This window comes from Actinoallomurus oryzae (assembly GCF_039541955.1).
In the GTDB taxonomy this organism is placed as follows: domain Bacteria; phylum Actinomycetota; class Actinomycetes; order Streptosporangiales; family Streptosporangiaceae; genus Actinoallomurus; species Actinoallomurus oryzae.
Genome location: NZ_BAABHF010000045.1, coordinates 208950 through 235514, shown reverse-complemented (window position 1 = coordinate 235514; position 26565 = coordinate 208950). Strand labels below are relative to the sequence as shown.

Annotated in this window: 20 protein-coding genes; 12 read left to right on the top strand and 8 right to left on the bottom strand. The window is 71.3% G+C overall.

Features of this window, described 5'->3' with window-relative positions; all coding sequences use genetic code 11:
- The first annotated feature begins 1 nt into the window (after nucleotide 1).
- The gene (locus tag ABEA10_RS36180; protein ID WP_345471769.1) at nucleotides 2–2755 is read left to right on the top strand and encodes a bifunctional YncE family protein/alkaline phosphatase family protein; all 2754 of its coding nucleotides are present in this window, start codon (nucleotides 2–4) and stop codon (nucleotides 2753–2755) included.
- Nucleotides 2756–2833: 78 nt separating this feature from the next.
- Here the strand turns inward: ABEA10_RS36180 and ABEA10_RS36175 are convergent, their stop codons facing one another.
- The gene (locus ABEA10_RS36175; RefSeq protein ID WP_345471766.1) at nucleotides 2834–3763 is read right to left on the bottom strand and encodes an RNA polymerase sigma-70 factor; all 930 of its coding nucleotides are present in this window, start codon (nucleotides 3761–3763) and stop codon (nucleotides 2834–2836) included.
- A gap of 214 nt (nucleotides 3764–3977) precedes the next feature.
- On the opposite strand from ABEA10_RS36175, the gene ABEA10_RS36170 reads away from it, so the two are divergent.
- The gene (locus ABEA10_RS36170; protein WP_345471764.1) at nucleotides 3978–4361 is read left to right on the top strand and encodes a DoxX family protein; all 384 of its coding nucleotides are present in this window, start codon (nucleotides 3978–3980) and stop codon (nucleotides 4359–4361) included.
- Nucleotides 4362–4450: 89 nt separating this feature from the next.
- Nucleotides 4451–5425: a zinc-binding alcohol dehydrogenase family protein gene (locus ABEA10_RS36165; protein WP_345471762.1), complete on the top strand. Its 975-nt coding sequence runs from the start codon at nucleotides 4451–4453 to the stop codon at nucleotides 5423–5425.
- A 133-nt stretch (nucleotides 5426–5558) separates the two neighbouring features.
- Here the strand turns inward: ABEA10_RS36165 and ABEA10_RS36160 are convergent, their stop codons facing one another.
- On the bottom strand, nucleotides 5559–7694 hold the full coding sequence (locus tag ABEA10_RS36160; RefSeq protein ID WP_345471760.1) for an alpha-galactosidase: 2136 nt from the start codon (nucleotides 7692–7694) through the stop codon (nucleotides 5559–5561).
- 8 nt (nucleotides 7695–7702) lie between these two features.
- Entirely contained in the window at nucleotides 7703–10132 is a 2430-nt protein-coding gene (locus ABEA10_RS36155; protein WP_345471758.1) for a carbohydrate binding domain-containing protein, read from the bottom strand.
- Nucleotides 10133–10283: 151 nt separating this feature from the next.
- On the opposite strand from ABEA10_RS36155, the gene ABEA10_RS36150 reads away from it, so the two are divergent.
- The 7 genes from ABEA10_RS36150 to ABEA10_RS36120 all read left to right on the top strand — a co-directional run bounded on the left by ABEA10_RS36150 (nucleotide 10284) and on the right by ABEA10_RS36120 (nucleotide 18943).
- Complete coding sequence (locus ABEA10_RS36150) at nucleotides 10284–12308, top strand: hypothetical protein (protein ID WP_345471756.1); 2025 nt, start codon at nucleotides 10284–10286, stop codon at nucleotides 12306–12308.
- 141 nt (nucleotides 12309–12449) lie between these two features.
- Nucleotides 12450–14054: an ABC transporter substrate-binding protein gene (locus ABEA10_RS36145; RefSeq protein ID WP_345471754.1), complete on the top strand. Its 1605-nt coding sequence runs from the start codon at nucleotides 12450–12452 to the stop codon at nucleotides 14052–14054.
- Between the two features lie 73 nt (nucleotides 14055–14127).
- The gene (locus tag ABEA10_RS36140; RefSeq protein ID WP_345471752.1) at nucleotides 14128–15087 is read left to right on the top strand and encodes an ABC transporter permease; all 960 of its coding nucleotides are present in this window, start codon (nucleotides 14128–14130) and stop codon (nucleotides 15085–15087) included.
- Complete coding sequence (locus ABEA10_RS36135; protein WP_329255126.1) at nucleotides 15084–15971, top strand: ABC transporter permease; 888 nt, start codon at nucleotides 15084–15086, stop codon at nucleotides 15969–15971. Before ABEA10_RS36140 ends, ABEA10_RS36135 begins: the two co-directional genes overlap by 4 nt.
- 14 nt (nucleotides 15972–15985) lie before the next feature.
- Entirely contained in the window at nucleotides 15986–17005 is a 1020-nt protein-coding gene (locus ABEA10_RS36130) for an ABC transporter ATP-binding protein (RefSeq protein ID WP_345471749.1), read from the top strand.
- Entirely contained in the window at nucleotides 17002–18012 is a 1011-nt protein-coding gene (locus tag ABEA10_RS36125) for an ABC transporter ATP-binding protein (protein ID WP_345471747.1), read from the top strand. Before ABEA10_RS36130 ends, ABEA10_RS36125 begins: the two co-directional genes overlap by 4 nt.
- 37 nt (nucleotides 18013–18049) lie before the next feature.
- A complete protein-coding gene (locus ABEA10_RS36120) occupies nucleotides 18050–18943 on the top strand; it encodes an IclR family transcriptional regulator (protein ID WP_345471745.1) in 894 nt (297 codons plus the stop codon).
- Nucleotides 18944–18953: 10 nt separating this feature from the next.
- Here ABEA10_RS36120 and ABEA10_RS36115 read toward each other — a convergent pair whose 3' ends face one another.
- Together ABEA10_RS36115 and ABEA10_RS36110 are read right to left on the bottom strand one after the other, a co-directional pair.
- A complete protein-coding gene (locus ABEA10_RS36115; protein WP_345471743.1) occupies nucleotides 18954–19844 on the bottom strand; it encodes a YwqG family protein in 891 nt (296 codons plus the stop codon).
- 54 nt (nucleotides 19845–19898) lie between these two features.
- Nucleotides 19899–20282: a RidA family protein gene (locus tag ABEA10_RS36110; RefSeq protein WP_345471741.1), complete on the bottom strand. Its 384-nt coding sequence runs from the start codon at nucleotides 20280–20282 to the stop codon at nucleotides 19899–19901.
- A gap of 100 nt (nucleotides 20283–20382) precedes the next feature.
- Between ABEA10_RS36110 and ABEA10_RS36105 the strand changes: the two genes are divergently transcribed.
- On the top strand, nucleotides 20383–22149 hold the full coding sequence (locus ABEA10_RS36105; RefSeq protein ID WP_345471739.1) for a sialidase family protein: 1767 nt from the start codon (nucleotides 20383–20385) through the stop codon (nucleotides 22147–22149).
- On the top strand, nucleotides 22146–22991 hold the full coding sequence (locus ABEA10_RS36100; protein ID WP_345471737.1) for a PIG-L deacetylase family protein: 846 nt from the start codon (nucleotides 22146–22148) through the stop codon (nucleotides 22989–22991). The genes ABEA10_RS36105 and ABEA10_RS36100 overlap by 4 nt, the downstream gene beginning before the upstream one ends.
- An 89-nt stretch (nucleotides 22992–23080) precedes the next feature.
- Here ABEA10_RS36100 and ABEA10_RS36095 read toward each other — a convergent pair whose 3' ends face one another.
- From ABEA10_RS36095 to ABEA10_RS36085, 3 genes are read right to left on the bottom strand one after another with little or no spacing between them, the layout of a single operon-like run.
- Entirely contained in the window at nucleotides 23081–24163 is a 1083-nt protein-coding gene (locus ABEA10_RS36095) for an alanine racemase (RefSeq protein ID WP_345471735.1), read from the bottom strand.
- On the bottom strand, nucleotides 24160–24987 hold the full coding sequence (locus ABEA10_RS36090; protein ID WP_345471733.1) for an amidohydrolase family protein: 828 nt from the start codon (nucleotides 24985–24987) through the stop codon (nucleotides 24160–24162). The genes ABEA10_RS36095 and ABEA10_RS36090 overlap by 4 nt, the downstream gene beginning before the upstream one ends.
- Nucleotides 24984–26558: an N-acyl-D-amino-acid deacylase family protein gene (locus ABEA10_RS36085; protein WP_345471731.1), complete on the bottom strand. Its 1575-nt coding sequence runs from the start codon at nucleotides 26556–26558 to the stop codon at nucleotides 24984–24986. The genes ABEA10_RS36090 and ABEA10_RS36085 overlap by 4 nt, the downstream gene beginning before the upstream one ends.
- Nucleotides 26559–26565: the final 7 nt, after the last annotated feature.

The window sequence follows — 26565 nt, the reverse complement described above, 5'->3', positions numbered from 1 at the left end:
CATGCACGTCACGCGCCAGCGCGTCGCGAAGTCCCGCCGTAGGTTCTTCGAAAGACGCACGGGCCGCCGGATCAACACGGTGGCCGCCGGCACCGCGGCCATCGCCGTCGCCAGCGGAAGCATCGCCTACGCCTCCACCGAGGGGTTCGGCACCCAACAGGTCGGCCAGACCACCAAAAAGGGCCAGGTCGTCTCCAGCGACCAGTACATCAACCCGATCGGCAAGCGCCTCGTCATCAACAACGGCAAGATCATGTCGTCCACGGTCAGCCCGGACGGCACCCACGTCGCGGCCTCGGTCACCGACGGTGGGATGGCGCTCGCCATCGTGAACCTGAAGGACTGGAAGGTTCAGCAGCTCGTCGGCAACAACGCGGCGGCGAACCTGAAGATCGGCGGCAACGACGTGGGCCAGGAGGGCCCCACGTACTCGCCCGACGGTTCGCAGCTGTGGCTGGGCCAGACCGACGGCTACACCAGGTTCACCGTGAACTCGGACGGCACTCTCGCCGACCCGACGTCCATCAAGATCCCGGCGGACGGGCCCAAGCACGCGCTGGTGGCCCAGGCGGTGTTCTCGCCCGACGGCAAGACCGTGTACTCCGCCGTCAACGGCCAGAACCGCGTGGTCGCCATCGACGCGGCGACCGGGGCCATCCAGCAGAGCTGGAACGTGGGCAACGCCCCGCGTGGCATGGTCAAGGTCGGCAACAAGCTCTACGTCAGCAACGAGGGCGGGCGTCCGGCGAAGGCCGGCGACACCACGATCAACTCCTACAACACCCAGGTGCCGGCCGACCCGAAGACCGGTGCCACCACCACGGGCACGGTCAGCGTCATCGACCTGGCGAACCCGGCCGCCGCCCCGGCGAGCATCGCCGTCGGCCTGCACCCGACCGCCCTGTACGCCACGAACGGCGCGCTGTTCGTCACCAATACCGCCACCAACGACGTGTCGGTCATCGACACGTCCAAGGACAAGGTCGTCCAGACCATCGCCACCCGGCCGTGGCCGGAGGCGTCGGTGGGCTACGAGCCCGACGCGGTGACGCTCACCAGGGACGGTCACCTGCTGGTGACGCTCGGCCGCGCCAACGCGGTCGCCGTCTACCGGTACACCAGGCCGCTGGAGCCGGTCAGCTACGTCGGCCTGCTCCCGACGGACTACTTCCCCGCGGAGATCACCACCGTCGGCAAGGACGTGCTGGTCTCCAACACCCGGGGAATCGACGCCCTCCGCACGCCGCCCGCCAACAGCGCCGGACACGGTACGCACGACACGACGTCGAGCCTGCAGAAGTTCACGCTGCCGAACGATGGCGTGATCAGGTCCTACACGGCCAAGGTCTTCCAGCAGAACGGCTGGACCCCGGGCGCGGTCAAGACCGCCAAGGGCAAGGGCGCCAAGCCGGTTCCGGTCCCGGTGAAGCTCGGCGATCCTTCGACGATCAAGCACGTCTTCCTGCTCGTCAAGGAGAACCGGACCTACGACCAGGTCTTCGGCGACATCGCGAAGGGCAACGGTGACGCGTCGGTGGCCCAGTTCGGCGAGAACGTGACGCCGAACCAGCACGCGCTGGCCAACCAGTTCGGGCTGTACGACAACACCTACGACATCGGCACGAACTCCGCCGAGGGGCACAACTGGCTGATGCAGGCCGACGACCCGGAGTACACCGAGTCCTCGGCCGGTGAGTACCTGCGCAGCTACGACACCGAGAACGACGCCCTCGGCCACCAGCGGAGCGGCTTCATCTGGACCGGTGCGCAGGCGGCGGGCAAGACCGTGAAGGACTACGGCGAGTTCCAGTCGATCGAGAGCAAGCCGTCCGGCGCGACGTGGCAGAACCTGTACTGCGACGCCAAGACCATGTCCGCGACGGGGAAGCCCACCGCCTACCCCATCGGAACGGGCTCGGCGATCCCGTCGCTCAACCAGGTGTCGGTGCCGGGCTTCCCGATGTTCGACACCAGCGTTCCGGACGTCTACAAGTACGAGGTCTGGAAGCAGGACTTCGAGAAGAACGGTCCGGCGAACCTGAACATGTTCTGGTTCTCCAACGACCACACCGGTGGTCCGGCGAACGCCGCGGCCCAGGTCGCCGACAACGACCTCGCCGTCGGCAAGGTGGTCGACGAGATCTCGCACAGCAAGTACTGGAAGGACTCGGCGATCTTCGTCGTCGAGGACGACTCCCAGGCCGGGCTCGACCACGTCGACGGCCACCGTGCCCCGATCCAGATCATCAGCCCCTGGGCCCAGCACGGCACCGTCGACAGCCACTACTACTCGCAGATCACCATGATCCGCACCATCGAGCAGATCCTCGGGATCCACCCGATGAACCAGAAGGACAGCGCCGCCACCCCGATGACGCGAACCTTCACCAACAAGCCGGACAACACGCCGTTCACCGCCGTGCCGAACCGCACGTCCCTGACGCTGGGCGTGTCGCCCCAGCCGACCTGCGGCGCGGACACCCCCGCGGCGCAGAACCCGAAGGCCGCGCCCGCGCCGACGACGACGAAGGTGCCGGCGGCCGAGCAGCAGGTAGCGGCGCAGTGGCAGAAGTGGCAGTCACAGCAGCACTTCACCGGGCCGCTCGCCAAGGCGGACTCCGCCAACCCCGAGCAGATGAACCACTTCACGTGGTACCAGACGCACGGGTTCGCCAAGCCCTACCCGGGCGAGACGAAGATCTACGCGCCGGACAAGGTCCCCGGCGCCTACATCCCGTCGTCGGACAACGACTGATGTAGGGATCACATAGGAGGGCCCCTGGCCGGCGTCGGCCAGGGGCTTCTTCTGTTCCCCGTGCGGCGAACCGGGGACTCAGCGGCCCACCGCGACCTCCCGCGCCATGCCTGACAGCTTCTCGGGGTTGCGCATGAAGTACAGGCCGGTGACGAGGCCGCCCTCGACCCGCACCGCCATGACGCCGTCGATCTCTCCGTCGAGCCGCAGGACGAGACCCGGGGCGCCGTTGATCCGCACCGGCTCGAGCGATATCTGGGCACCGACCAGGTCCAGCCCGGCGGCCAGCAGACGAGCCACCTTGCGGGCCCCCACGACGGGCCGTCTCACGGCCTGCTTGAGCCCACCGCCGTCGCTCAGGGCGACGACGTCCGGCGCGAGGATGTCGAGCAGGCTCTGCAGGTCGCCGGTCTCGACCGCCCGCTGGAAGGCCTGCAGGGCGGCGCGGGTCTCGGCCGGGGAGACGACGTCGCGTGGTCGGCGCGCGGCGACGTGGGCCCGCGCGCGGTGGGCGATCTGGCGGACCGCGGCGGGACTCTTGCCGACGGCTTCGGCGATCTCGTCGTACTCCAGCTCGAACACCTCGCGCAGCACGAAAACCGCCCGCTCGGTCGGCGGGAGCGTCTCCAGCACCAGCAGCATCGCCATCGAGATGCTGTCGGTGAGCTCGACGTCATCGGCGACGTCGGGCGCGGTCAGCAGCGGCTCGGGCAGCCAGGGGCCGACGTAGGTCTCCTTGCGGCGGCGGAGCGTGCGCATCCGGGTGAGCGCCTGGCGGGTGGTGACGCGCACCAGGTACGCCCGCCGGTCGCGCACCGTGTCGAGGTCGATCTCGGTCCACCGCAGCCAGGTCTCCTGCACGACGTCCTCGGCGTCGGCGACGGAGCCGAGCATCTCGTAGGCGACGGTGAACAGCAGGTTCCGGTGGGCGACGAACGCCTCGGTGGCGGGGTCCGGGCGGGCGGCACCGCTCACGCCCGCGCCGGGTGCCGCGTCCTGCTCCGCCATCGGTGGCTCCTCATCCGTCACCCTCGCCTGCCCCCCGCGGGACGCCGGACCCCACTTCGGGGCGGCCCGGCAGACCGGCGAGGGGACGAAACAGGATCACATCACGGCCGGCCGGCGGTCGCCATCCGCCTATGGTGCACGTCACACGCATGAGCTGTCACAAAGGTCGCGGCACCGGCACCTCGTGTACGAGAACGCACGAAGGAGACATCTCATGAATCTCGCCCTGTGGATCTGCGCCGGACTGCTGGCCGTGGTGGCCCTGACCGGCGGTATCAGCAAGACGTTCGTGCCCAAGGAGAAACTGGCCGCGGCCCGTGGTGGGGGATGGACCGAAGACGCCGGCGTCGGCTTCGTCAAGGCCCTCGGCATCCTGGAACTCCTGGCCGCGGCGGGCCTGATCCTGCCCGCGATGGTCGGCATCGCACCGGTTCTGGTGCCGGTGACCGCCGTCTGCTGGGTCTTGCTGATGGTCGGTGCGATGATCACTCACGGCCGGCGGAGAGAGGCCGGGTTCGTGATGCTGAACCTGCTCTACCTCGCGCTCGCGGCATTCATCGCGTGGGGCCGCTTCGGTCCGGGCTCCTTCATCGGCTGACCAAGTGTCGGGCGCGTCGTCACTCCGAGGCCGTGACCGCCGGATAGAACGGAGGTCCAGCGCCGGTGGGCCTCGTCTGGAGGGCTGTGATGCGTGCCATCGTGATCGAGGAATTCGGGGGACCGGACTGCCTGGTCTACACCGAAATTCCGGACCCCGAGCCCATCGAGGGGCATGTCGTCATCGACATCAAGGCATTCGGCATAAACCACGCCGAGATGCATATGCGCAGGGGCGAATGGGCCGAGGCCGCGAGGGTGAGCGGCATCGAGTGCGTGGGCCTGGTGAAGGCCTGCCCGGGCGGTGAGTTCCCCGTCGGTGCCAAGGTCGCGGCGCTGATGGGCGGCCTGGGGCGCACCATCGACGGCAGCTACGCCGAGTACACCCGGGCGCCGGTGTCGAACGTGGCCCTGATCGAGTCCGATCTCCCCTGGGAGGTCCTCGCCGCCATCCCGGAGACCTACGCGACCGCGTGGACATGCCTGTTCCGCAACCTGGAGATCGCCCGAGGCCGGACACTGCTCATCCGGGGCGCGACCTCCGCGTTCGGCCAGGCCGCGATCAACCTCGCGGTCGACGCGGGCGCACGGGTCATCGCCACCACGCGTAACCCCGAGCGCTTCGCCATGCTGGAGGAGCTCGGCGCGCAACGCGCCGAACGCGAGCAGCCCGAGCTCGCCGGGCGAATCGCGGAGGCCGGGCGGCTGGACGCGGTACTCGACCTGGTGGGCAACAGCACCATCCTCGATTCCCTGCGGCTCCTACGGCGCGGCGGCCGCGCCTGCCTGGCCGGCTGGCTCGGCGGCCTCGACCCGATCCGCGACTTCAACCCGTTGGAGCAGATGGCAAGCGGCGTCTACCTGACCTTCTTCGCGAGCTTCGTCTTCGGCACCCCCGGCTTCCCGCTGTCGGACGTGCCCCTGCAGACGATCGCCGAGCGGGTCGCGGCCGGCCGGCTCAGGGCCAAGCCGTCGCGCGTGTTCCGCTTCGAGGAGATCCGTGAGGCGCACCGCGTGATGGAAGCCGGCCAGGCCAAGGGAAAAATGGTGGTCGTCAACCCCTGAACGCGATGGCGATCGGACCGAATCGGCGCGGCAGGCGGACGTCGCCCCCGTCAACTGGTGTAGAGGTCCGGCGTGCAACTGTCGGACCTCGGTGAGGACGCCGTCGCCACAGTGGCACTCGATCAGGTTGCCGTTACGGTCGCCGACGGCGTTCCAGGTGGACGACGGTGCTGGCGTACTCGCCGCGGGGCAGGTCCAGCGGCAGGCCGTGGTGGGTCAGCACGCCCGCGTCGTACTCCGCCCCGGTGCTCGTGTCCCGGTAGCGGGCGGACCGCGGCAGGCCGGCCAGTGGCAGCGGCGGCACGCCGAAGCCCATCCGCGGCGTCTCGCGGAAGGCGAACACCACGACATCGTCGTCGCCGGTGAACTGCAGCGCGCACAGCCCGTCGGCGTCCGGCGGGCGCAGCCGGTAGAGCCGGCCCTGCTGCACGAGCGGGCGGATCCGCTTGTACAGCGCGACGAGTGAGGCCGCCTCGCGGCGTTCGTCGTCGGACCAGGCGGCCAGGTCGCCGCCCAGCCCGAGCACCCCGGTCATCGCCACGTGGAAGCGGAACGCGAGCGGCGTCCGCCGCCCGGTGACGGTGTTCGGGCTGTCGGTCACCCACGCCTCCAGCACGCCGGGCGGGTAGAGCTGGGTGAAGCCGTGCTGGATGCGGAGCCGGTCGGACGCGTCGGTGTTGTCCGAGGCCCAGACCTGGTCGGTGCGCGCGAGGATGGCCAGGTCCAGGCGGCCCCCGCCGCCGCTGCACGACTCGATGCGCAGGTCCGGCCAGGCGGCGCGCAGCCGGTCCATGACCAGGTGGACGCCGCGCGTGTGCTCGATCCACAGCCGGTCCGGGTCCGCCGCCCCCGGCCAGCCGGCCTCGCTGAACGTCCGGTTCATGTCCCACTTGAGGAACACGGCGCCGGTGTCGCGTACGAGCCCGTGCAGCCAGCCGCCCGCCCACGCGCGTACGTCGTCGCGGCCGAAGTTGAGCACGAGCTGGTTCCGCAGCTCCGTACGGGCGCGGTGCGGCTGGTGCAGCACCCAGTCGGGGTGACTCCGGTACAGGTCGCTGTCGGGGTTGACCATCTCCGGCTCGACCCAGATCCCGAACCCCATGCCGAGCGAGCGCACGTGCTCGGCCAGCGGCGCGAACCCGTCGGGGAACAGATCGGGGTTGACCCGCCAGTCGCCGAGGCCGGCGCGGTCGTCCTGGTACGGCCGGAACCAGCCGTCGTCCACGACGAACAGCTCCGCGCCGAGCTCGGCCGCCCGGGTGGCCAGCGCCGACTGCCGGGCGACGTCGATGTCGAAGAACGTCGCCTCCCAGGAGTTGTACAGGACCGGGCGGGTCTCCTCCGGGTGCGGCAGGACGTGCCGCCGTACGTGGGAGTGCCAGGCACGGCTCGCGGCGCCGAACCCGCCGGCGGTGAACATCCCGGCGCTGACCGGGCTGTCCAGCCGCTCGCCGGGCGCGAGCCGCCAGGAGATCCCGTCGTGCCCGAACCCGGTGGAGACCGACAGCCGCCCGAGCGGTGTGCGCTGCACGGTCATGCGCCACGAGCCGCTCCACGCGAGCGCGACGCTCCACACCTCGCCGTGCTCCTCGCCGGCCGTGCCGTCGTCGACCATGACCCAGGGGTTGGCGTGGTGGCTGGTGATGCCCCGCCGGCTGGTGAAGACCGTCTCGCCGGCGGCCGCTGCCTCCCGCCGCAGCCGGGTCTCCGCGCCCCACATGCCCGTGACGTGGGACAGCCGGTAGTCGTCGCGGTGCGGCAGCGCCCAGGAGGCCGCGTCGAACCGCAGCACCTCGATCGGTTCGGCGTCGCCGAGGTTCGTCAGCGACACGGAGCGTTCGAGCACGTCGGAGTCGGGCCGCAGGCGGTAGCGCAGGGCCACCTCCACGGGGTAGTGCCGGTCGCGCAGCCGGATCGTCAGCCGGTCCACGGTGATCTCGTCGCCGACGGGTTCTAGGTCGAGGCCGCGCGCGCCGTCGGCGAACCGGACCTGCAACGACGGCACGCCGTACCGCACGCCGCCGTCCCAGGCGTACTCCTCGGTGCCGTCGTAGCGGGCCTCGAAGCTGGTGCTGCCCCGCTGCCGGGCCCCCGACTCGGCCCGCACCGGCAGCGCGGCGGCCTCCGCGTCGGTGAGGGCGGCGCCCCAGTAGACGTGCGCCAGGCGGCCGTCGGTGAGCCGCAGGGCGTACGTGGTGTTCGGGGTGTGCAGGAACCAGGTCGCGGTGTCCGGGTCGAACCCGGTTCCCGTGGGCCGGAGCGCCGTCACTGCCCCTCCTAGTCGATCGTGTACGAGTACAGGTCGCCCGCCGTCAGGTCGAACCGCAGCCGGATCGGCCCGGTGGGCAGGGTCGTCTTCGATCCCCAGCTCACCGTCGTGCCGAGCGTGTCCGTGGTGATCGGCGTCGCGTCGGCGGCGGTGTAGCCGGGCACCGGGTTCCCGTCGGCGTCGAGAACCTCGACCCGCAGGGCGCCGGAGCCGGGGGCGGCGTTGACCGTGAGCCGGGTGCCCGAAGGGCTGAGCGTGCGCGTGGTGACCTCGCCGCCGCCCGTACCCGCGTGGAAGGACTCGAACCGGTCCTTCGGCCAGGTCACCAGGCCGACGCGGGCGTTGCCGAACGGCGTCGTGCACAGCCCGGCGGACACGTCGGCGGCCGAGCAGCTGTGCTGGCCGGCGAACGCCGCGTAGTAGAGCCGCACCTGGTCGCCGACGGTCAGCAGGGTGGTGCCGGTCATGTCCCAGCCCCAGTCCCAGGAGCCGGCCGCGCCGGGCGTGATGAGGTTCGCGCGGCTCGGGCGGCTCCAGGTCAGCAGGTCCTGGGAGGAGGCGAGCTCGACGTGCTGGCGCCCCTTGTCGGGGCCTGGATCGGCCAGGGGCGCCGGGCTGTCGGTGATATCGAAGACCCACGGCAGGCCGAGGTACTGCTCGCCGTACCGGATCGCGGGCATGCCGTAGACCTCCGACCAGCGCGCCTGTCCGGACGGCGCCGGGTCGGTGATCGCGGCGTCGTCGCGCGGGTCGGCGGCGAACGACGGGCGCGGCGACGTCCAGTGAACGAAGTCGGTGCTCGTCGACATCCACACGGTGCGCGGCCCGGCCGGGTTGGTGTTCGCGGCGTAGTTCACCGGATACTGCTTCGACATCGCGACGAACCGGGACGTGTCCGGGTCGTAGGTCACGTTGACGACGTCCCAGCCGTTCAGGACCGGCTCGCCGGAGTTCATCTCCGTCCAGGTCCTCCCGTCGTCGGACTGGGCCGCGTAGTAGCGGTTCGGCTGCGGGCTGCCCGGACCGTGGGCGTGCAGCATGAAGTAGCGCGGGCCGGTGGAGGCCGGGTTCGCCACGACGCCGCCGGGGCCGTACGGGTAGACCGAGTGGGTCGCCGTCGACCGGTCCCAGCGGACGCCGTCGGTGCTCTCGGCGTAGCCGGTGCAGTAGCCGCAGGCCGAGCCGTCGGCCGCCGTGTACCACATGCGGTAGCCGCCGCCGGGCGCGGGCAGCACGGTGCCGCTCAGCCGGGGGTTGGCGTCCCAGGTCCCGCCGTTCAGCACGACTCCGGCGCCGACGCTCGCCAGGGCCGGGTCGCCGGTCTTGGTGCCGGGGTGCACCACGCGGGTGAGACCGGAGTAGGACTCGACGCGTTGGTCGCCCACGAACAGCACCGCGCCGGTGCCGACCGCCTCGGCGTACGCCGCGTCCTGGCTCGACCGCAGGACGACGTCGTCCCAGAGAGTCGTGCCCGTCGAGGCCTGGTCGTCGTACAGCCGCACGGTGGTGGTCGTGGCGCCGCTCGGCACGGCCGCGGACGCGGTCACCTTCGTCCAGCCGCTCCCCGCGCCGACGTCGACGCGAGTCGGCGGCTCGATACGGCTGCCGTCCGCGCGGCGGTACTCCAGGTAGAGCGCGCCGGTGCCGCCCGAGGCCCAGGCGGAAGCGGTGATCGTCTCGCCGGTGGTGACCGGCACGGCGCGGCTGAGCGCGGACACCTCGGCGGTCGTGGAACTGTCGGTGATCTTGAGTGCTCGCAGACCGGAGTGCGCGCCCGAGGTGACGACCGTGGCCGAGCCGCCCGGCGCGAAGACGGTCCATTCGGTCGGGCGGGTGCCCTCGCGCCGTTCCTCGAACCCGGCGTTCGGCACGCGCCGCGCCGGAGGCGGCGTGGTGGCGACGGCGACGTCGTCCCACAGCGTCGTGCCCTGGTCGGCGACGGTGCTGTAGGCGAGGACGGTCGCGGTGACCGCGTCGTCCGGCACCACGCCGCGCGCGATGACCTGCTGCCAGCCCGTGGCCGCGCCGGCCGCGGTGCTGACCGCGGCGACGCGGGAGCCCTCGGCGTTCCAGAACTCCAGGTAGAAATGGCCGCCCTGTCCGGAGATCCGATCCATCCAGATGCTCGCGGTCAGCTCCTCACCGGGGGAGGCCGCGAGGTGCTCGCTGCGCAGGCTCGCGCCCGCGGTCGCGGAGGCGTCGGCGATGCGAGCCGCGCCATGGCCGGAGTGGGCCGGGGAGGCGACGACGGAGACGGCGCCGTCCGTGGTCCACCGGGCCGCCGACGAGTCGCTCTCCTCGAAACCGGCATTGGGGACCAGCCGCATGCCGGTCCACGACGTCGCGTACGCGGTGACCGGTAACGCGACGACGGAGCCGCTCACGAGCGCCGCACCGAGGCCCAGCCGGGCCCTCCGCCGGGCGTGCCATCGCACCATGGCCTCCCACCTTCGGTCGGGGGATCCCGGTCGCGCCGGGTGCACCGTTTCTCCATGAAAAGGCATTCCATGTCAAGGCCTGAAGTCTTGACATGGAATGACATTCCACACCACTCTGAGCGCCCCGGACCCGGCCCACAGGAGGTCGTTCATGGTTCAACGCGCTGGCCGGGCGGCGGTACGACGACGTGTCGCGCCGGTCGCCCTGGTGACGGTCATGCTCGGTGCGTTCGTGGCGTACCGGCCCGCCGCAGCGGGCGGCCAGACGCCGCCCGGCACCGACCCCGGCAAGGCCATGACGTTGGTGCCGAACGCCGGCTTCGACGCCGGCGACCGCGCCGGCCATCCGATCGGCTGGTCCGTCGAGGGCGACGAGGCCGGCGCGAACATCGTGAACCTCTCCGCGTACCGCACGGCGGGGCTCGGCTCCCTGGAGGTGAACGACCGGGGCGACGCGGTCACCGTCTCCAGCGACCGGATCGTCGCCGCCGCGGGCCGGGAGTACCGCCTGTCGGCCAAGGTCAAGGGCAAGAGCGGCAAGCCGGCGGCGCTCTCGCTCGGCTTCACCGGCTTCGACGGCAAGGACCTGGGCGACCACGTCGCCACGCCGGAGCCGAGCACGGACTGGCAGACCGTCACGGTCTCCGGCGTCGCGCCGGCCGGCGCCGCACACGTGACGGTGCGCGTCGCCGCAGGGGACGAGGGCGTCTCGTACTGGGACGAGGTGAACCTCGCCGAGGCGCCGCAGGCCTACGACCCGAACCTCGGGCCGGCGCGGGAGCTCTTCCTCGACGACTACCGGATCGCCTCCTCCAAGGACGTCGGCCGGGTCGTCCATCCGGCGAAGAAGCTGCCCGAGCCGGTCATCCGGCCCGACCGTCCGTGGGAGTCGTCGGCCTACACCTACGGCTCGGTGTTCAAGATCGGGGGTGTCTACCGGCTCTGGTACGACTGCAACAACGACGTCGCGCCCGGCTACTACCTGTGTTACGCCGAAAGCCGTGACGGTAGGAAGTGGACCAAACCGCTGGGCCGGGGGAGCGTCGGCTACAAGGACATCCCGGCGTCCAAGACCAACATCGTCATCGCCGGCGGCGGCACCGTCGCGTACAACCCGGAGGCGAGCCCGGACCGGCGGTTCGCCCTGATGCAGTTCCACTCGGGCGTGGTCAACCAGACGCTCGGTTACTACGTGTACTTCTCCAAGGACGGCTACAACTGGACGCTCGGCGAGGACAGGCCGGCCCTCCTCGACGGCGACGTCTCGCAGGTGACCTGGGATCCGCGTACCAAGCGGTACATCGCCACCATCAAGAAGCGGATGTTCACCTCGCGCACGCCTGGCATCTACGACCGCGCGGCGTTCGTCTCGACCAGCAAGGACTTTCTCACCTGGAGCACACCCCAGCTCGCGGTGGCCGGCGACTACGCCGACGACGGCGCGGCCGAGGCCCTGAACGGGCTGGAGGGGCAGATCTACGGCATGCCGGTGCTGCCGTACGAGAGCACCTATGTCGGCATCCCGTGGGTCTTCCTGACCACCGACTACACCACGGGGTCCCAGTCGTCGGCCGGCGCCGGACCGGTGCTGCCGCAGGTCGCCTCCTCGCGTGACCTGACCGACTGGAGCCGTCCCGTACGCGACCCGGTCCTGCGGCCCGGCGACCCCGGGGCCTGGGACGACGGCGCGCTCTACACCTCCTCCAACGCGCTGGTGACGGACCGGACGATCATCATGTACTACGGCGCGTTCAACGCCGGGCACGGCGGTCAGGACCAGACCGCGCCCGACCCCGACGCCTACGTCGGCCAGACCGGCATGGCGACGTGGCGGCGCGACGGCTTCGTGTCGCTGACCAACGCCTCCAGGCCGGGTACCGGCGAGCCGGGCGAGCTCACCACCAAGCCGGTCGTCTTCCACGGCGACACGCTCAAGGTGAACGCCGTCGTGCACTCCCGTGGCTCGCTCACCGTCGAGGTGCTCGACGCCGCGACCGGCAGCCCGATCTCCGGTTACGCCGAAAGCGACGCGCTACCGGTCACCGGCGACCAGTACGCGGCGACGGTGAGGTGGAAGGGCGGCAGGACGCTCGCGTCGCTGTCCGGCCGCCAGGTGCAGTTTCGGTTCCACCTCACCGGGACGGATCTGTACTCCTATTGGGTGCCGTCGGCCTGATGGGGCCGAAAACCCCCTGATCGGCCACGATGCCCTCTTGACGTGGGGGACTCCGCACCTTCATTGTGTACGTGAAATTTCGTTCCATGTCGGTGCGGACCCCCCGGTTCCCCATGAACAGACCGACTTTGCGAGGTTGCGATGGCAAGACGGTTCAGATACGGCGCCTTCGGCGTCGCCGTTCTCGCGGCCGTTTCGGCCGCCGCTTGCACCGGTCCGGCGGCGGACTCGGGCTCCGGCGGTGCGTCCGGTAAAAGCGCTATCAACGTCTACCTCTACCAGGAACCGGCCGGGATCTTCAGTCCGCTGGCCCCCTCCAGCGGCCCGGACAACCAGGTGATGTCGTTCCTCGACCAGGGCCTGCTGGCCGTCGACCCGAACTACAAGCTCCAGCCGCAGCTCGCCCAGAGCTACGACGTCTCCCGCGACGCCAAGACCTTCACGTTCCACCTGCGCCAGGGGCTCAAGTGGAGCGACGGGCAGCCGTTCACCTCCCAGGACGTGCTGTTCAGCTACCGGCTACTGGCCGACCCGAAGAGCACCAGCGCCACGGCGGGCAGCTACACCGCCGTCGAGGGCGTCAGCGACTTCGTGTCCGGCAAGGCCAAGGCCATCTCCGGCTTCAGCGCGCCGGACGACGCCACCTTCGTCATCAAGGCGACCAAGCCGGACATCGGGCTGCTCGCCCAGATCGGCACCGCGTACGTCATGCCCAAGCACATCCTCGGTGACGTGCCGGTCGCCCAGGTCGCCAAGAACTCCTACTTCCGCGCGCCGACGGCGACGCTCGGGCCGTACAAGTTCGTGGACTACAAGACCAACCAGTACGTCCATGTCACCGCCAACCCGGGCTACCCCTCGCCGGCGAAGATCAAGGACGTCTACCTCAAGCCGATGACCTCGGACGTGGCGACCGCCCAGCTCGGCAACGGCGGCATCGACATCGCGTCGTTCTCCCCGGCCGACCTCAAGACCGTGCAGGGCTTCGACGACGTCGCCGTGCAGGAGAAGCCCGGCGCCGGGTTCGTCCGCATCGCGCTCAACCAGACCAAGTCCTCCTTCAAGGACGTCCGCGTACGCCAGGCGTTCCTGTACGCCATCGACCGCAAGGCGCTCGTCGACAAGGTGCTCGGTGGCAAGGCGACCGTGCAGAACTCCGACTTCTTCGCCGGCAACACCCCGTCCGGGATCAACGAGTACGGCTACGACCCCCAGAAGGCCAAGTCGCTGCTCGCCGCGGCCGGCTGGGACCCGAACCGTACCGTCGAGCTGCAGTGGGTGCCCGGCCAGCGCGACCGTGACTCGACCACCACGATCGTGCAGAGCCAGCTCGCCGCGGTCGGCGTGAAGGTCAAGCTCAAGCAGGTCCAGGCCGCGCAGATCGCGCCGACCTACGACAAGAAGTCCTACGACATGACGCTCTACGGCGGCGGCAACTACGCGGTCGACTCGTGGAACGTCAATGTGATCACCGCCTGCGACCAGCAGTACCCCAAGGGCGGCAACATCGTCTGGTTCTGCGACAAGAAGCTGGACGACCAGATGGCCAAGGCCAACGGCACCGCCGACGCCGCGCAGCGCAAGGCGCTGTACGACCAGGCCGTACTGGAGGAGAACTCCCAGGCCGACCTGATGTGGCTCTACGACCCGACGGGTCTGTGGGCGGTGAACAAGCGGATCAAGGGATTCCAGGCGCCCGGCTCGCAGGACAGCGCCTTCTGGAACCCGGCCGGCTGGTCCCTGTGACGACGGTACCGATCTCGGCGGGCCGCGCGCCGACGACGCCGCGCGGCCTGGCCGTACCCACGAGGGGAGGACGATGGGCGCCTACATCATCCGCCGCCTGCTGATCAACATCCTGGTCTTCTTCCTCATCACCGTCGTGATCTTCTGGCTGGTGCACAAGGCGCCCGGCGACCCGATCGCGATGATGGTGCCGCCGGACCAGCTCAACGCGGGGAGCGCGGCCTTCATCGCCGCCAAGCGGCACGAGCTGGGCCTGGACCAGCCGCTGGTCGTGCAGTACTGGCACTGGCTGACCGACGCCCTCCACGGTGACTTCGGGTACTCCCTGGTCAACGGCCGGTCGGTGACGTCGCTGCTGGGCGAGCGGTTCGGCCCGACGATCGAGCTGATGGGCACCGGTCTGCTGCTGTCGCTGGTGATCGCCTTCCCGCTGGGCATCGTCGCCGCGCTGCGGCGCAACAGCAGAGTCGACTACGCCGCGACCGTGGTCAGCCTCGGCTCGGTGTCGATCCCCGCGTTCTTCCTGGCGCTGATCGCCATCTACCTCTTCACGGTGAAGTTCCCGATCCTGCCGTCGTCGGGCATCTCCGACCCGAGCGCGCCGAGCCTGGTCGACTCCCTCCGGCACCTGGTGCTGCCCGCACTGATCCTGGGATTCGCCAACTCAGGGCCGTACATGCGGTACGTCCGCAGCAGCATGATCACCGAGCTGGGCGCCGACTACGTGCGCACCGCCGAGGCCAAGGGCGCGACGCGGCGCCGGGTCGTGGTGCGGCACACGCTGCGCAACTCCCTGATCCCGGTGCTCACCTATGTCGCCGCGAACCTGCCGCAGCAGCTCGCCGGCGCGGTCGTCATCGAGCAGGTCTTCGCCTGGCCGGGCATGGGGCAGCTCGCGGTCAGCTCGGTCGGCCGGCACGACTACTCGGTGATCATCGGGTTCGCCTTGATCATCGCGGTGCTGGTGCTGATCTCCAGCCTGCTCGCCGACGTTCTGTACACACTGGTCGACCCGAGGGTGAGGCTCGGATGAGCGCGATCGAGCTGGAAGCGCCGGCGCCCGAGGTCGCGCGCCGGTCGCCGGGCCGCCGGGCGCTGCGCCGGTTCCTGCGCCACCGGATGGCCGTGGCCGGTGCGGTCGTGCTCCTGCTGATCGTGCTCGCGGCGGTGTTCGCCGGCCCGATCTCCGGGCACGACCCGAACGCCACCGACCTGTTCGCCACCCGCGCCGCGCCCTCGGGCGGACACTGGCTCGGCACCGACGCCACCGGCCGCGACGTCCTCGCGCGCCTGCTGTACGCCGGCCGGGTCTCGCTCGGCGTCGGCATCGCCGCCGCGCTGCTCGCCGTCGTGGTCGGCACGATCGTGGGCAGCCTGTCCGGCCTGCTCGGCGGCTGGGTGGACCAGACGGCGATGCGGCTCGCGGACGTGTTCATGTCCTTCCCGTCGCTCGTCGTCATGGTGGTGATCGCGGGTGTCATCGGGCCCAGCGTCACCGCGATGGTCATCGCCATCGGCCTGTTCCAGTGGCCCCAGTGCGGGCGGCTGGTCCGCGGCGTCACCCTGGCGGTGCGCGAACAGGAGTACGTCCAGGCCGCGCGCGCGGCCGGCGCCGGACCGCTGTGGCTGATGCGCCGCCACATCGTCCCCGCGGCGCTGCCGCCCGTCAGCGTCGTCGCCACCCTCGCGGTGGCGCAGGCGATCGGCCTGGAGGCCACCATGTCCTTCCTCGGCCTGGGCGTGCAGCCGCCCGCCGCGAGCTGGGGGAACATGCTCACCGACGCGCAGAGCCTGACGGTCATCTCGAACATGCCGTGGCTCTGGCTGCCGCCGGGCCTGGCGGTCGCCGTCACGGTGCTGGCGGTCAACTTCATCGGCGACGGCCTGCGCGACGCGGTCGACCCCCGGCGGACGTGAGGAGGAGGACGCCCATGACCGATGCCCCGCTTTTGTCCATCGAGAACCTCGTCGTGGACTTCGACACCGACGACGGCCTCGTGCACGCCGTCGACGGCGTCAGCCTCACCGTGCGCGCCGGCGAGATCGTCGCCGTGGTCGGCGAGTCGGGCTCGGGGAAGAGCGTGACCGCGATGTCGATCCTCGGCCTGGTCCGCACCCCGCCCGGCATCATCCGCGAGGGCCGCGTCCTGCTGCGCGGCGAGGACCTGCGGGCGGCGAGCGGCGAACGGCTTCGCGAGATCCGCGGCGGTGAGGTCGGGATGATCTTCCAGGATCCGATGACCGCGCTGAACCCGGTCATGACGGTGGGCCGCCAGATCGCCGAGGCGCTGCGGCTGCACGACCACGACCTGGGCGCCGACGAGGCGCGGGCCCGTGTCGTCGCGCTGCTGCGCGAGGTCGGCGTGCCGGACGCGGACAAGCGCTACGGCCAGTACCCGCACGAGTTCTCCGGCGGCATGCGCCAGCGCGCGATGATCGCCATGGCCATCGCGAACGACCCGGACCTGCTCATCGCCGACGAGCCGACGACCGCACTGGACGTCACCATCCAGGCGCAGGTGCTCGACCTGCTGCGCACCGCGCAGCGCGACACCGGTGCGGCGACCATCCTCATCACCCACGACCTGGGTGTCGTCGCCGAGCTGGCCGACCGGGTGATCGTGATGTACGCCGGGCGGATCGTGGAGGAGGCCGACGTGCGCGCGCTGTTCGCCCGGCCGCGGCACCCCTACACCGTGGGGCTGCTGTCGAGCGTGCCGCGCGCGGACCTGGACGGCGAGCTGCTGTCCATCCCCGGCAGCCCGCCCAACATGATCGATCCGCCGAGCGGGTGCGCGTTCCACCCGCGCTGTCCGATGGCCCGCGAGCGGTGCCGCACCGAGCGGCCCGAGCCGTACGACCTCGGCGACGGGCGGCGCAGCGCGTGTCACTACGCGGACGAGCTCGACGAGGGCCTGGCGCTGTACGCGGCGGGGAAGGAGGCCGGGTGAGCACGGAGACCGAGCGCGAGGAACTGCTGCGGGTGGAGAACCTGCGCAAGTACTTCCCGATCCGAGGCGGCGTGCTGCGCCGGCACCAGGGCGACATCCGGGCGGTCGACGGCGTCAACTTCACGCTGAACGCGGGGGAGACGCTGAGCGTCGTCGGGGAGTCCGGGTGCGGCAAGTCCACGACCGGCCGGATGATCGTCCGGCTGCTGGAGCCGACCGGCGGCCGGATCCTCTACCGGGGCGAGGACCTGACCGCGGCCCAGGGCGGCCGGCTGCGGGCGCTGCGCCGCGAGATCCAGATCATGTTCCAGGACCCGCACTCCTCACTGTCGCCGCGGATGACCGTGCACGACATCGTCGCCGAGCCGCTGCGCGTCCACGGCCTCTACCGCGACGGGGGCCCGGCGCGGGTGCGGGAGCTCCTCGACCTCGTCGGTCTGTCGGCGGAGTACGAGAACCGGTACGCGCACGAGTTCTCGGGCGGCCAGCGGCAACGCGTCGGGCTGGCCCGCGCTCTGGCCCTGGACCCGAAGCTGCTCGTGCTGGACGAGCCGGTCAGCGCCCTGGACGTGTCGATCCGCGCCCAGGTGGTCAACCAGATGCGCCGGCTCCAGCGGACGCTCGGGCTGGCGTACGTGTTCATCTCTCACGACCTGTCGATCGTGCGGCACATCTCGCACCGGATCGCGGTGATGTACCTCGGCACGATCGTGGAGATCGGCACCCGCGACCAGGTCTTCACGGCGCCGCGGCACCCTTACACGCGTGCGCTGCTGTCGGCCATCCCGGTGCCCGACCCGGAGCTGCGCGGCGAACGCGAGCGCATCACGCTGACCGGCGATGTGCCCGATCCCAGCGATCCGCCCTCCGGATGCCGGTTCCGTACCCGATGCTGGAAGGCGCAGGACGTCTGCGCCACCGAGACACCCGCGCTGACCGGCCGTACGGGCGATGGCCATGCCAGCGCCTGTCACTTCCCCGACAATGAGGTCGCGGTGGTCCCCTGACCGGGATCCCGCTCCCCGTTCCTCGACCGTACCGCCCGTGCAGGAGGCAGATCAGGTGGCCGCTACATCGCGCCGCAAGCAGGCGCCGATCGACGATGCGCGTCCCGCGTCGGCGAACTACCACGCCAACGCTCTGGCCCGCGGCCTCGCACTGCTCGAACAGATGGCCATGCGGCCCGAGCCGCCCACACTGGGCGACTTCAGCGAGTCCACCGCGCTGCCCAAGAGCACCCTCGTACGGCTGCTCAGCGTGCTGTGCGAGCTGGAGTACGCCGTGCGGGTCGACGACCGGCCCTCCTACCGGCTGGGCCACAAGGTGCAGCGGCTGGCGACGGCCTACGTCTCCTCGCTGGACCTGTCCGAGGTCGCCGGGCGCTACCTGCGGCCGGTGGCGGACCGGACCGGCCAGACCGCCAACCTCGGCGTGCTGGACGGCTCGCAGGTGCTGCACATCTGCGTGACCGAGCCGGACCGGCCGCTGCGGTTCATGGCGCCTCCGGGCACGCGCGACCACGCGTACTGCACGGGCCTGGGCAAGGTGCTGCTCGCGCACACCGACCCCGCGCAGGTGCCCGCCTCGACGCCGGACGAGCCGTTCCCGGCCTTCACCGAGGCCACCATCACGACGCTGGAGGCGCTGACCGAGGAGCTGGCGCTGACGCGCGAGCGCGGCTACGCGCTGGACGACAACGAGCGCAGCGGCGGCCTGCGGTGCGTCGCCGTGCCCCTGCTGATCGGCGGTGAGTGCCTGGCGGCGATCAGCGTGTCCGGGCCGTCGGGGGAGTTCACCGAGGAGCAGCGGGAGCGGTACGTCGCGGAGCTGCGCGCCGCCGCCGAGGGCCTGACCTCCGACCCGGACTTCGACGCGGCCCTGCGCATCGTGCACCGTTCCCTGCGCCCGGCCGGTTTCACCCCGGCCGGGGAGCCGTGACCGGCACGCTCTACTGGGTGAAATAGCGCGGCGGGTGCGCGGGGTCGGCGGAGCAGACGAACAGGCCCCCGTGGCCGGCGCGGCCGACCGTCATCCCGACCGGCTGCCGTGCCAGGTCGAACTCCGGGTCCTCCCGCTCCAGGTGGCGTTCCTCCAGCGGCCAGAACCGGTGCGGCTCCCCGTCCGGTCCCCAGGCGCCCAGGGCCCACTCGTAGGTGTCGAGTTGCAGGAGGAGGGCGAGCGGAGCCTCGCAGGCAAGGCAGGTCAGCGACCTGGGCATGTCGCTCACCGACCAGTTCATGCTGCCGCCGACCTTGTAGCCGGGAATGGCGGAGCCGTCGTCGTACAGGTCGCGCTCGGCCGGCCAGGCCGCGACGCGGTCGCGGAGGTCCTCGGGGAGCTCTTCCTCCCATGGGTACTCGACCACGCGTTCCGGCTGAAGGACGCAGGCCCGGGGGATCATGTCCCACTCGTAGTCCCAGTGTTCCTCCGGATCCGGCTGGTCGGTCAGGACGTCGGTGACGTCCGCGGCCCGGCGCCAGAACACGCGGCACGCCTGGCCCCAGCCCTCGGGGTGCGGCCGGTCGTGCCATTCGGGGCACCACAGGATCTGGAGCAGATCCGTACCGGCGGGGAAGCCGGCCTCGGGGACATCGGCGGCGGTGAGCTGCGCGATCGGGACCATCGGGTACGGGTCGGCGGCACCGCCGTGGCTCTTCTGGTCGGTGCACTCCGGCCATGCCTCGCCGGCCGGCCACAGCAGCGGACCGCCGATGTGGCTGTCGCGCATCCCCGGTTCGCCCCGCCGAGGATGCAGCCGGACGGTGGTCCGGGCGTACGGGATCAGTTCGGGGAACACCTGGGCGAGGTCGACGGAGGGCGCGCCGGTCGTGAGAGACATGCCCGGAAGCATCCCAGGTCCGGCGGGGCCTCCGGCCCGGAGGCCCCGCCGGGGTCAGTCCTTGTCGCCGAGGTAGGCGACGGCCTCGATCTCGACGCGGACGTCGGGGTGGCCGAAGTCGACCACGACGGTCGTCCGGGCCGGCGGCACGTCGCCGATGCGGCGGGCGTACAGCTCGTTGAACGGGGCGAACAGCGTCGCGTTCGCCAGGTAGGCGTTGACCTTGACCACGTCGGCCAGGCTCGCTCCGCCGGCCCGGAGGACGGCCTCGACGTTGTCGATGGTGGAGTTCACCTCGGCCGCGAAGTCACCGATGAACACCGAGCCGTCGGCCGCGGTGGCGACCTGGCCGGAGACGAACAGCAGGTCACCGGCGCGTACGCCGTGGCTCAACGGGACGGCCGGCGTGGGGAAGTGCTCGGGGTGGATCGTTCGCATCGCAGTGCCTCTCTCACTCGGGTGCTCCGACCATACCGTTGACATGGAACGGTATTCCGTGTCGTATTCCGGGGGGATGCCGAGAGAGAGGGCACAGCCGATGTCCCGGACCACCAGACTCCTGCACGTCCTGCCCGCCTTCGTCCTCGCCGTCGCGGCGGCCGGCTTCATCGCGGGCCCGGCGAACGCCGCCGTCACGGTGCGGACCTATGAGACCGACCCGGTCGGCCAGGTGCCGTCCGGCTGCTCCACCCCGTCGGGCGCCGCGTCCGCCGTGGTCAGCTCCACCCGCGGGCGGGCCAGCGCACGGTCCCTGCGCGTGTACGACCCCAGCACCACCGCGATCACCAAGATCGCCTGCTCACAGCCGGCGCAGCAGGGTGCGGAGCTGAGTTTCTACGCCTACCCGGCCGCGCTGCCGAACGGCTTCCTGGTCGACCTCCTCGGTCACCAGAAGGACGTCGCGGCCCAGCAGACGGCGTTCCACCTCGTCGTGGACGGCAACGGCCGGATCCGCTGGTACGACGCCGCCAACTGGACCCAGGTCGCGCCGGCCGGCACCGTGCCGCTCACCAAGTGGACCAGGATCGACATCCAGGTGCCCGCGGACATGAGCGCCGCGCACGTCTACGTCGGCGGCAAGTACGTCGGCGACGGCGGACCGGTCGGCGTGCGGGCCCTCACGGACATCACCGGCTACCAGTTCTCCAGCGACGGCACCGCCCCCACGGGCGACGACGTCTACCTCGACGACGTCGGCTACGGCCCGGCGGTGAACACCCCGCCGCCCGGCGGCACGGCGCCGTTCACCATCGCGCCGCCGGTGACGATCGACCAGTCCTCGGACATCGTGGAGATGCCCAACGCCGCCGTCATCGAGCCGCACGGCTCCGGCCGGCGGGTGCTGGTCGCCTACCCGGCGCACGGCGACAACAACACCACGAGCGGCACCCGGATGGCCTACTCCGACGACATGGGCAGGACCTGGGTCGACGACCAGGCCGCCAACCCGATGCCGGACGCGGCCTCCTTCAACCTGACCCGGCTGCGCAACGGCGATGTGCTCGCCGTGTCCTACCACACGTACATGGTCGCGGGCTCCGGCGACCTCAAGGCCGAGGTCGACTCCAGCGTCTCCCACGACGGCGGCGCGACCTGGACCGCCCGTACGGGTCAGATGACGACGCCGACCGCCATGCGCCCGATCTCCACGCAGACCGACCGGCCGGGGTACTCCCAGGGCGGGTTCGTGCTGGTCCACCCGGCCGTGGAGGACCCGGACGGCACGCTCCACCAGTCCGGATACGGTTACTACGCGGGCGACACCAAGTACCGGCAGATCGTGCTGAAGTCCACCGACGGCGGCGTGAACTGGACCCTCGACGCGACCGTCGCGGTGAACCCGAACCTGACGACCGCCGCCGGGTACGAGGGCTTCTGCGAGGGCGCGCTCGAACGCGTCCGGGACGGGTCGCTGCTCATCGTCATGCGGATCGGCAGCTACCTGCCGATGTACGTCTCGCGGTCCACCGACGACGGCAGGACCTGGTCGGCGGCGACACCCCTGGCGGCCGGGCCGGACAGGCAGAACGTGGTGAGCGTGTACCCGTCGCTGTCGCTGCTGCCGGGCGGACCGCTCGTGCTGATGGTCGGCCGCCCCGGGCTGGCGCTGCTCAGCTCGCCCGACGGCAGCGGCCACACGTGGACCCGCCCGGTCGAGGCGGACTACCAGAACTCCGCGAACGGTGTGCTCCTGCCGACCGGCTCGCACAGCATGCTGGTCTTCGGCGACCGCGGCGCGAACTGGTCCCACCCGACGCCGTCGCCCTACTCGATCTGGTCGCGCGCGGTCACGGTGGCCCGATGAAGATCCTCACCATCTACGCCCACCCGGCCGACACGATCACCAACTGTGGCGGGACGCTGGCCCGTCACGCCGCGGCCGGTGACGAGGTCGTGGCGCTGATCCTCACCCACGGCGGGCGCATCCACGCCAACCGGTACGCCGAGGAGTGGCGCAAGGAGGCACCCGACGAGGCGATCGCCGGCGCGGGGCTGGACGACATCGTGGCGCACAAGAAGGGCGAGCTCGAACGCGCCGCCGAGATCGTCGGGATCGGGAAACTGCTCACCCTGGACCTCGACGACACGATGGCGGTGGTGCGCGAGGAGGTCGTGGACGAGGTCGCCGCGGTCATCGCCCGGGAGCGGCCGGAGGTCGTCATCTGCGACTACCCGCAGAACCCGGCGATGACCGCCAACACCCACACGGTCGCCACGATGACCGCGCTCGCCGCCCTCGGCCGCGCCGCCACGCACCTGAAGAACCTGGACGGACGGGCGGAGACGAACGTCCGTCAGGTCTTCTTCACCTCGGTGCCGGTCGCGGTCACCGACGGGCTCAGCCTGTACGGGGTGCGTAACGACCTGTTCGTCGACATCACCCCGGTCGTGGGCACGAAGCTGGCCGCGATGGACTGCTTCGAGAGCCAGGGCTACGCGGGCCTGTTCGCGCGCAAGCTGGTCGAGTCGAGCAACGGGGAGTTCGGCCGGGCGGCCGGGGTCAACTTCGCCGAAGCCTACTCCCGCCTCTACAACGAGACCCACGATCTGCTTCCGCTGACGGAGGCCGCGCTGCGGACCGACCCGCTCACGAGGCACGTGGAGTACTCCCGCATCGACGTACGGGCGAGCTTCCCCACGTCGTGAGGGTGAGGGACGGTGTCCCCGGACGAGCTGGGGACACCGTCTCCTCCGGTGCGGATCGCTCGGTGCCGCTCGTTCGTGTGCGTGCTCGTTCAGTGGCGCGCGTGGACGGGCCAGTGGTCCACGACCTGCTCGTCCTCGACGACGTGCAGGCGGCTCCACATGTTCGTCGTGCCGCAGGCGTGGTTGGGGACCACGCGAAGCAGGTCGCCCACGCGCAGGCTCGCCGTTCCCGAACCGGTCAGGTAGCCGTGCTCCTCGTTGCCGTTGCCGAACACCACGCCCTCCAGCGGCCGGCCGGACACGTCGCAGACGGTGCCCAGGGTGCCGCCCGCGAGGCCGTCGGAGCTCATCGCCTTCACGCCCGCGTCGATGATGACGGTGCCCGGCCGCTGCGCGCTGACCACCCGGGTGAGCACGGTCTGGGCGCAGCGGTCGAGCGTCGCGCTGCCGAGGCGTACCTGGCCCGAGTCGTAGTACACGTAGGTCCCGGGCCGGGCCTCGGTGACGCCCTCGGCGAACGGCGCGGACGTCGCGCCCGGCGTCGAGCCGACCGACACGATCGGGCAGTCGAGCCCGGCCGCGCGCAGGTCCGACACGACGGAGGCCAGCAGATGCCCCGCTCGCCGGCCCGCCTCCTCCAGAGCCGTACGGTCCCGGTGTTTGCCCAGGTGTCCCTCATGGGTCATGACGCCGCGCAGCTCCAGGCCCGGCAGCCCGGCGATCCGCGTCGCCGTCTCCACCGCGCGGTCCGGGTCGACGCCGGTACGGCCGAGGCCCGTGTCGACCTCCAGCAGGAACGGCACGGTCACGCCGCTCGACGCCAGCGGCGCGGCGACCTCGGCCGAGTCCAGCCCGAGCGTCAGCCCGCCGCGCCGGAGCGCCTCCACCGCGAAGGCGACCTTGGCCGGGCCGACCGGCTGGTGCGCCCACAGCAGGTCGCCGACTCCCTCGTCCTGCAGTAGCCGTACCTCGGCCGGCGTCGAGCAGGTGAAGCCGATCGCGCCATGGTCGAGCTGGCGGCGGGCCACCTCCAGGCACTTGGAGGTCTTGAAGTGCGGGCGCAGCGCGACGCCCGCGCCTCGCAGGGAGGCGGCCATGTCCGCGACGTTGCGCTCCAGTCTCGTACGGTCCACCAGCAGCGCGGGGGTCGCCAGCTCGGCGAGCGGTGTCACGCTAGCCCCATCTCGGCCCGCGGGTCGCCGTCCAGCAGCCACTCGATCGTCGAGGACTTGATCGGCGGGAACCCGGACGGATGGGAGGACGCGAGCGACCGCAGGCCCTCGGTTGCCTCGGCCGGGGTCCACAGCGGGAAGTCCGAGCCGAACACCAGCTTCTGCACGACGTCCCACTCTTGCGCGCGGGCCAGTGCGAGGTAGCCGTCCAGCGGCCGGGCCCAGGAGGCCGACACGTCGGAGTACACGCGCCGGTTCTTGCGCAGTGTCACGATCGTCTCGCGCTGCCACGGGTGGCCGAGGTGCGCGATGATCTGTACGAGGTCCGGGTGCCGCCGCGCCACCTCGTCCACGACGAGGGGGTTGCTGACGGACAGGTCGCCGGCCGGGCTCGGCGTCGCGCCCATGTGCCAGAGCACGACCAGCCCGTTGTCGGCGGCGGCCCGGTAGAACGGGTCGTGCTTCTCGTCGCGCGGGTCGAACAGGGCCAGTACCGGGTACAGCTTGATGCCGCGCAGCCCCCGCGCCACACCGTCGGCGAGCTGGTCGAGCACGTCCGGGTCGGTCGGGTCCAGCGCCATGAACCCGATCGTCTCGGTGGAGGTCTCGGCGCAGAAACGCTCGGTGAAGTCGTTCGGCGTGAGCACCCCGGCGGCGGTCGCCCGGATGCCGAACACGCACGCCGCCGTCACCGGGGCCATCGCCCGGTCGTACTCCTCCGGCCCGTAGTCGTGCGCGTCGCGGCCGTACACCGGCCGCCAGTGCTTCTCCCACTCACAGCCCCAGTGCTCGGGCCGGTGACAGTGGGTGTGAAAGTCGATCACTTGTCCTCCTGCTTGGCGCGGAGCACCTCTCCGGGGCGTTCGCCGAGGTGGGTGCCGTCCTGGACGACGATCCGCCCGTTGACCAGGACGGCGCGGACGCCGTCCGGGTACTGCTGGGGGTCGGCGTAGGTGGCCCGGTCGCCGATCCGGTCCAGGGCGAACACGACGACGTCGGCGGCCTTGCCGGGTACCAGCTCGCCGCGGTCGGTCAGCCCGGCGCGGGCGGCGGCGGCCCCGGTGCACTTGCGGACCGCCTCGGCGAGCGGGATCCGCCCGGTCCGTACGTGGTCGGCGAACAGGCGCGGATAGCAGCCGAACGAGCGCGGATGGGGAACGCCGGCACCGGTCGGCCCGCCGGGGTCGAGGGCCTGACCGTCGGAGCCGATCACGGTCGCCGGATGCCGCAGGACGGCCAGCAGGTCCTCCTCGCTCCGCCCGCCGGCCACCATCATCACCGCGTTGCCGAACTCCCCGACCAGGTCGAGGACGACGTCCGCACCGTCATCGGCCAGGTCCGCGACGGTACGGCCCTCGATCCCGGGCCGTTCGGCGGGGATGCGGCTGACCGTGATGTCGGACCAGGAGTTCGGCAGGTCCCGCCACTCCTCGCGGATCCGGTCCCGTACGCCGGTGTCGGCGAGCCGCTGCCGCATGGCGGCCTCGCCACCGGCCTGGGCCCAGGCGGGCAGCAGCTGGGACAGCGGCGCGTTGCCCGCGAGGTAGGGGTACACGTCCGCGGCGACGTCGACGCCGCGGTCGCGCGCCGCGTCGATCAGCTCCAGCGCACGGGCGACCTTGCCCCAGTTGCGCCGCCCGACCGCGATCAGGTGGGAGACTTGGGTGCGGCACCCGGTGGCCTCGGCGACGCGTAGCACCTCGCGCACCGAGTCCAGCAGGTGGTCGCCATAGTCGCGGATGTGCCAGGAGAACAGCCGGTCGCGCGAGGCGGCGACACGGCCCAGCGCGGACAGCTCCTCCTCGCGGGCGAAGGTGAGCGGCGCGTACATCAGTCCGGTGGAGACGCCGGCGGCGCCCGCGTCGAGGGCGTCGCCGAGCAGCCCGCACATCCGGTCCAGCTCCTCCGGCGACGCCGGCCGGTCGCCGAACCCGACCACGCCCGCGCGCAGCGGGATGTGCGCGACGAGTGAGGCGACGTTGACGGCCGGGCGCGCGGCGGCCAGCACGTCGAGGTAGCCGGGCAGGTCGGTCCAGTCCCAGGCGACCGCGGGGTCCAGATCGAGGTACCCGGCCGCGCCGCGCAGCGCGGCGACGTCGCCCAGCACGGGCGTGACACCGAGGCCGCAGTTGCCGATCAGCTCGGTGGTGACGCCCTGCCGGACCTTGCTGTGCGCGTACGGGCTGGACAGCAGGGTCAGGTCGGAGTGCGTGTGCACGTCCACGAACCCGGGGCACACCACGCATCCGGTCGCGTCGAGGGTTCGGGCGGCGGGCCGCCCGGCCAGGTCGCCCACGGCCTCGATCCGCCCATTGGAGATCGCCACATCGGCGGCGCGCTCCGGCGCCCCCGTCCCGTCGGCGACCACGCCGCCCGTGATCAGCAGGTCGGTCATGGGACCT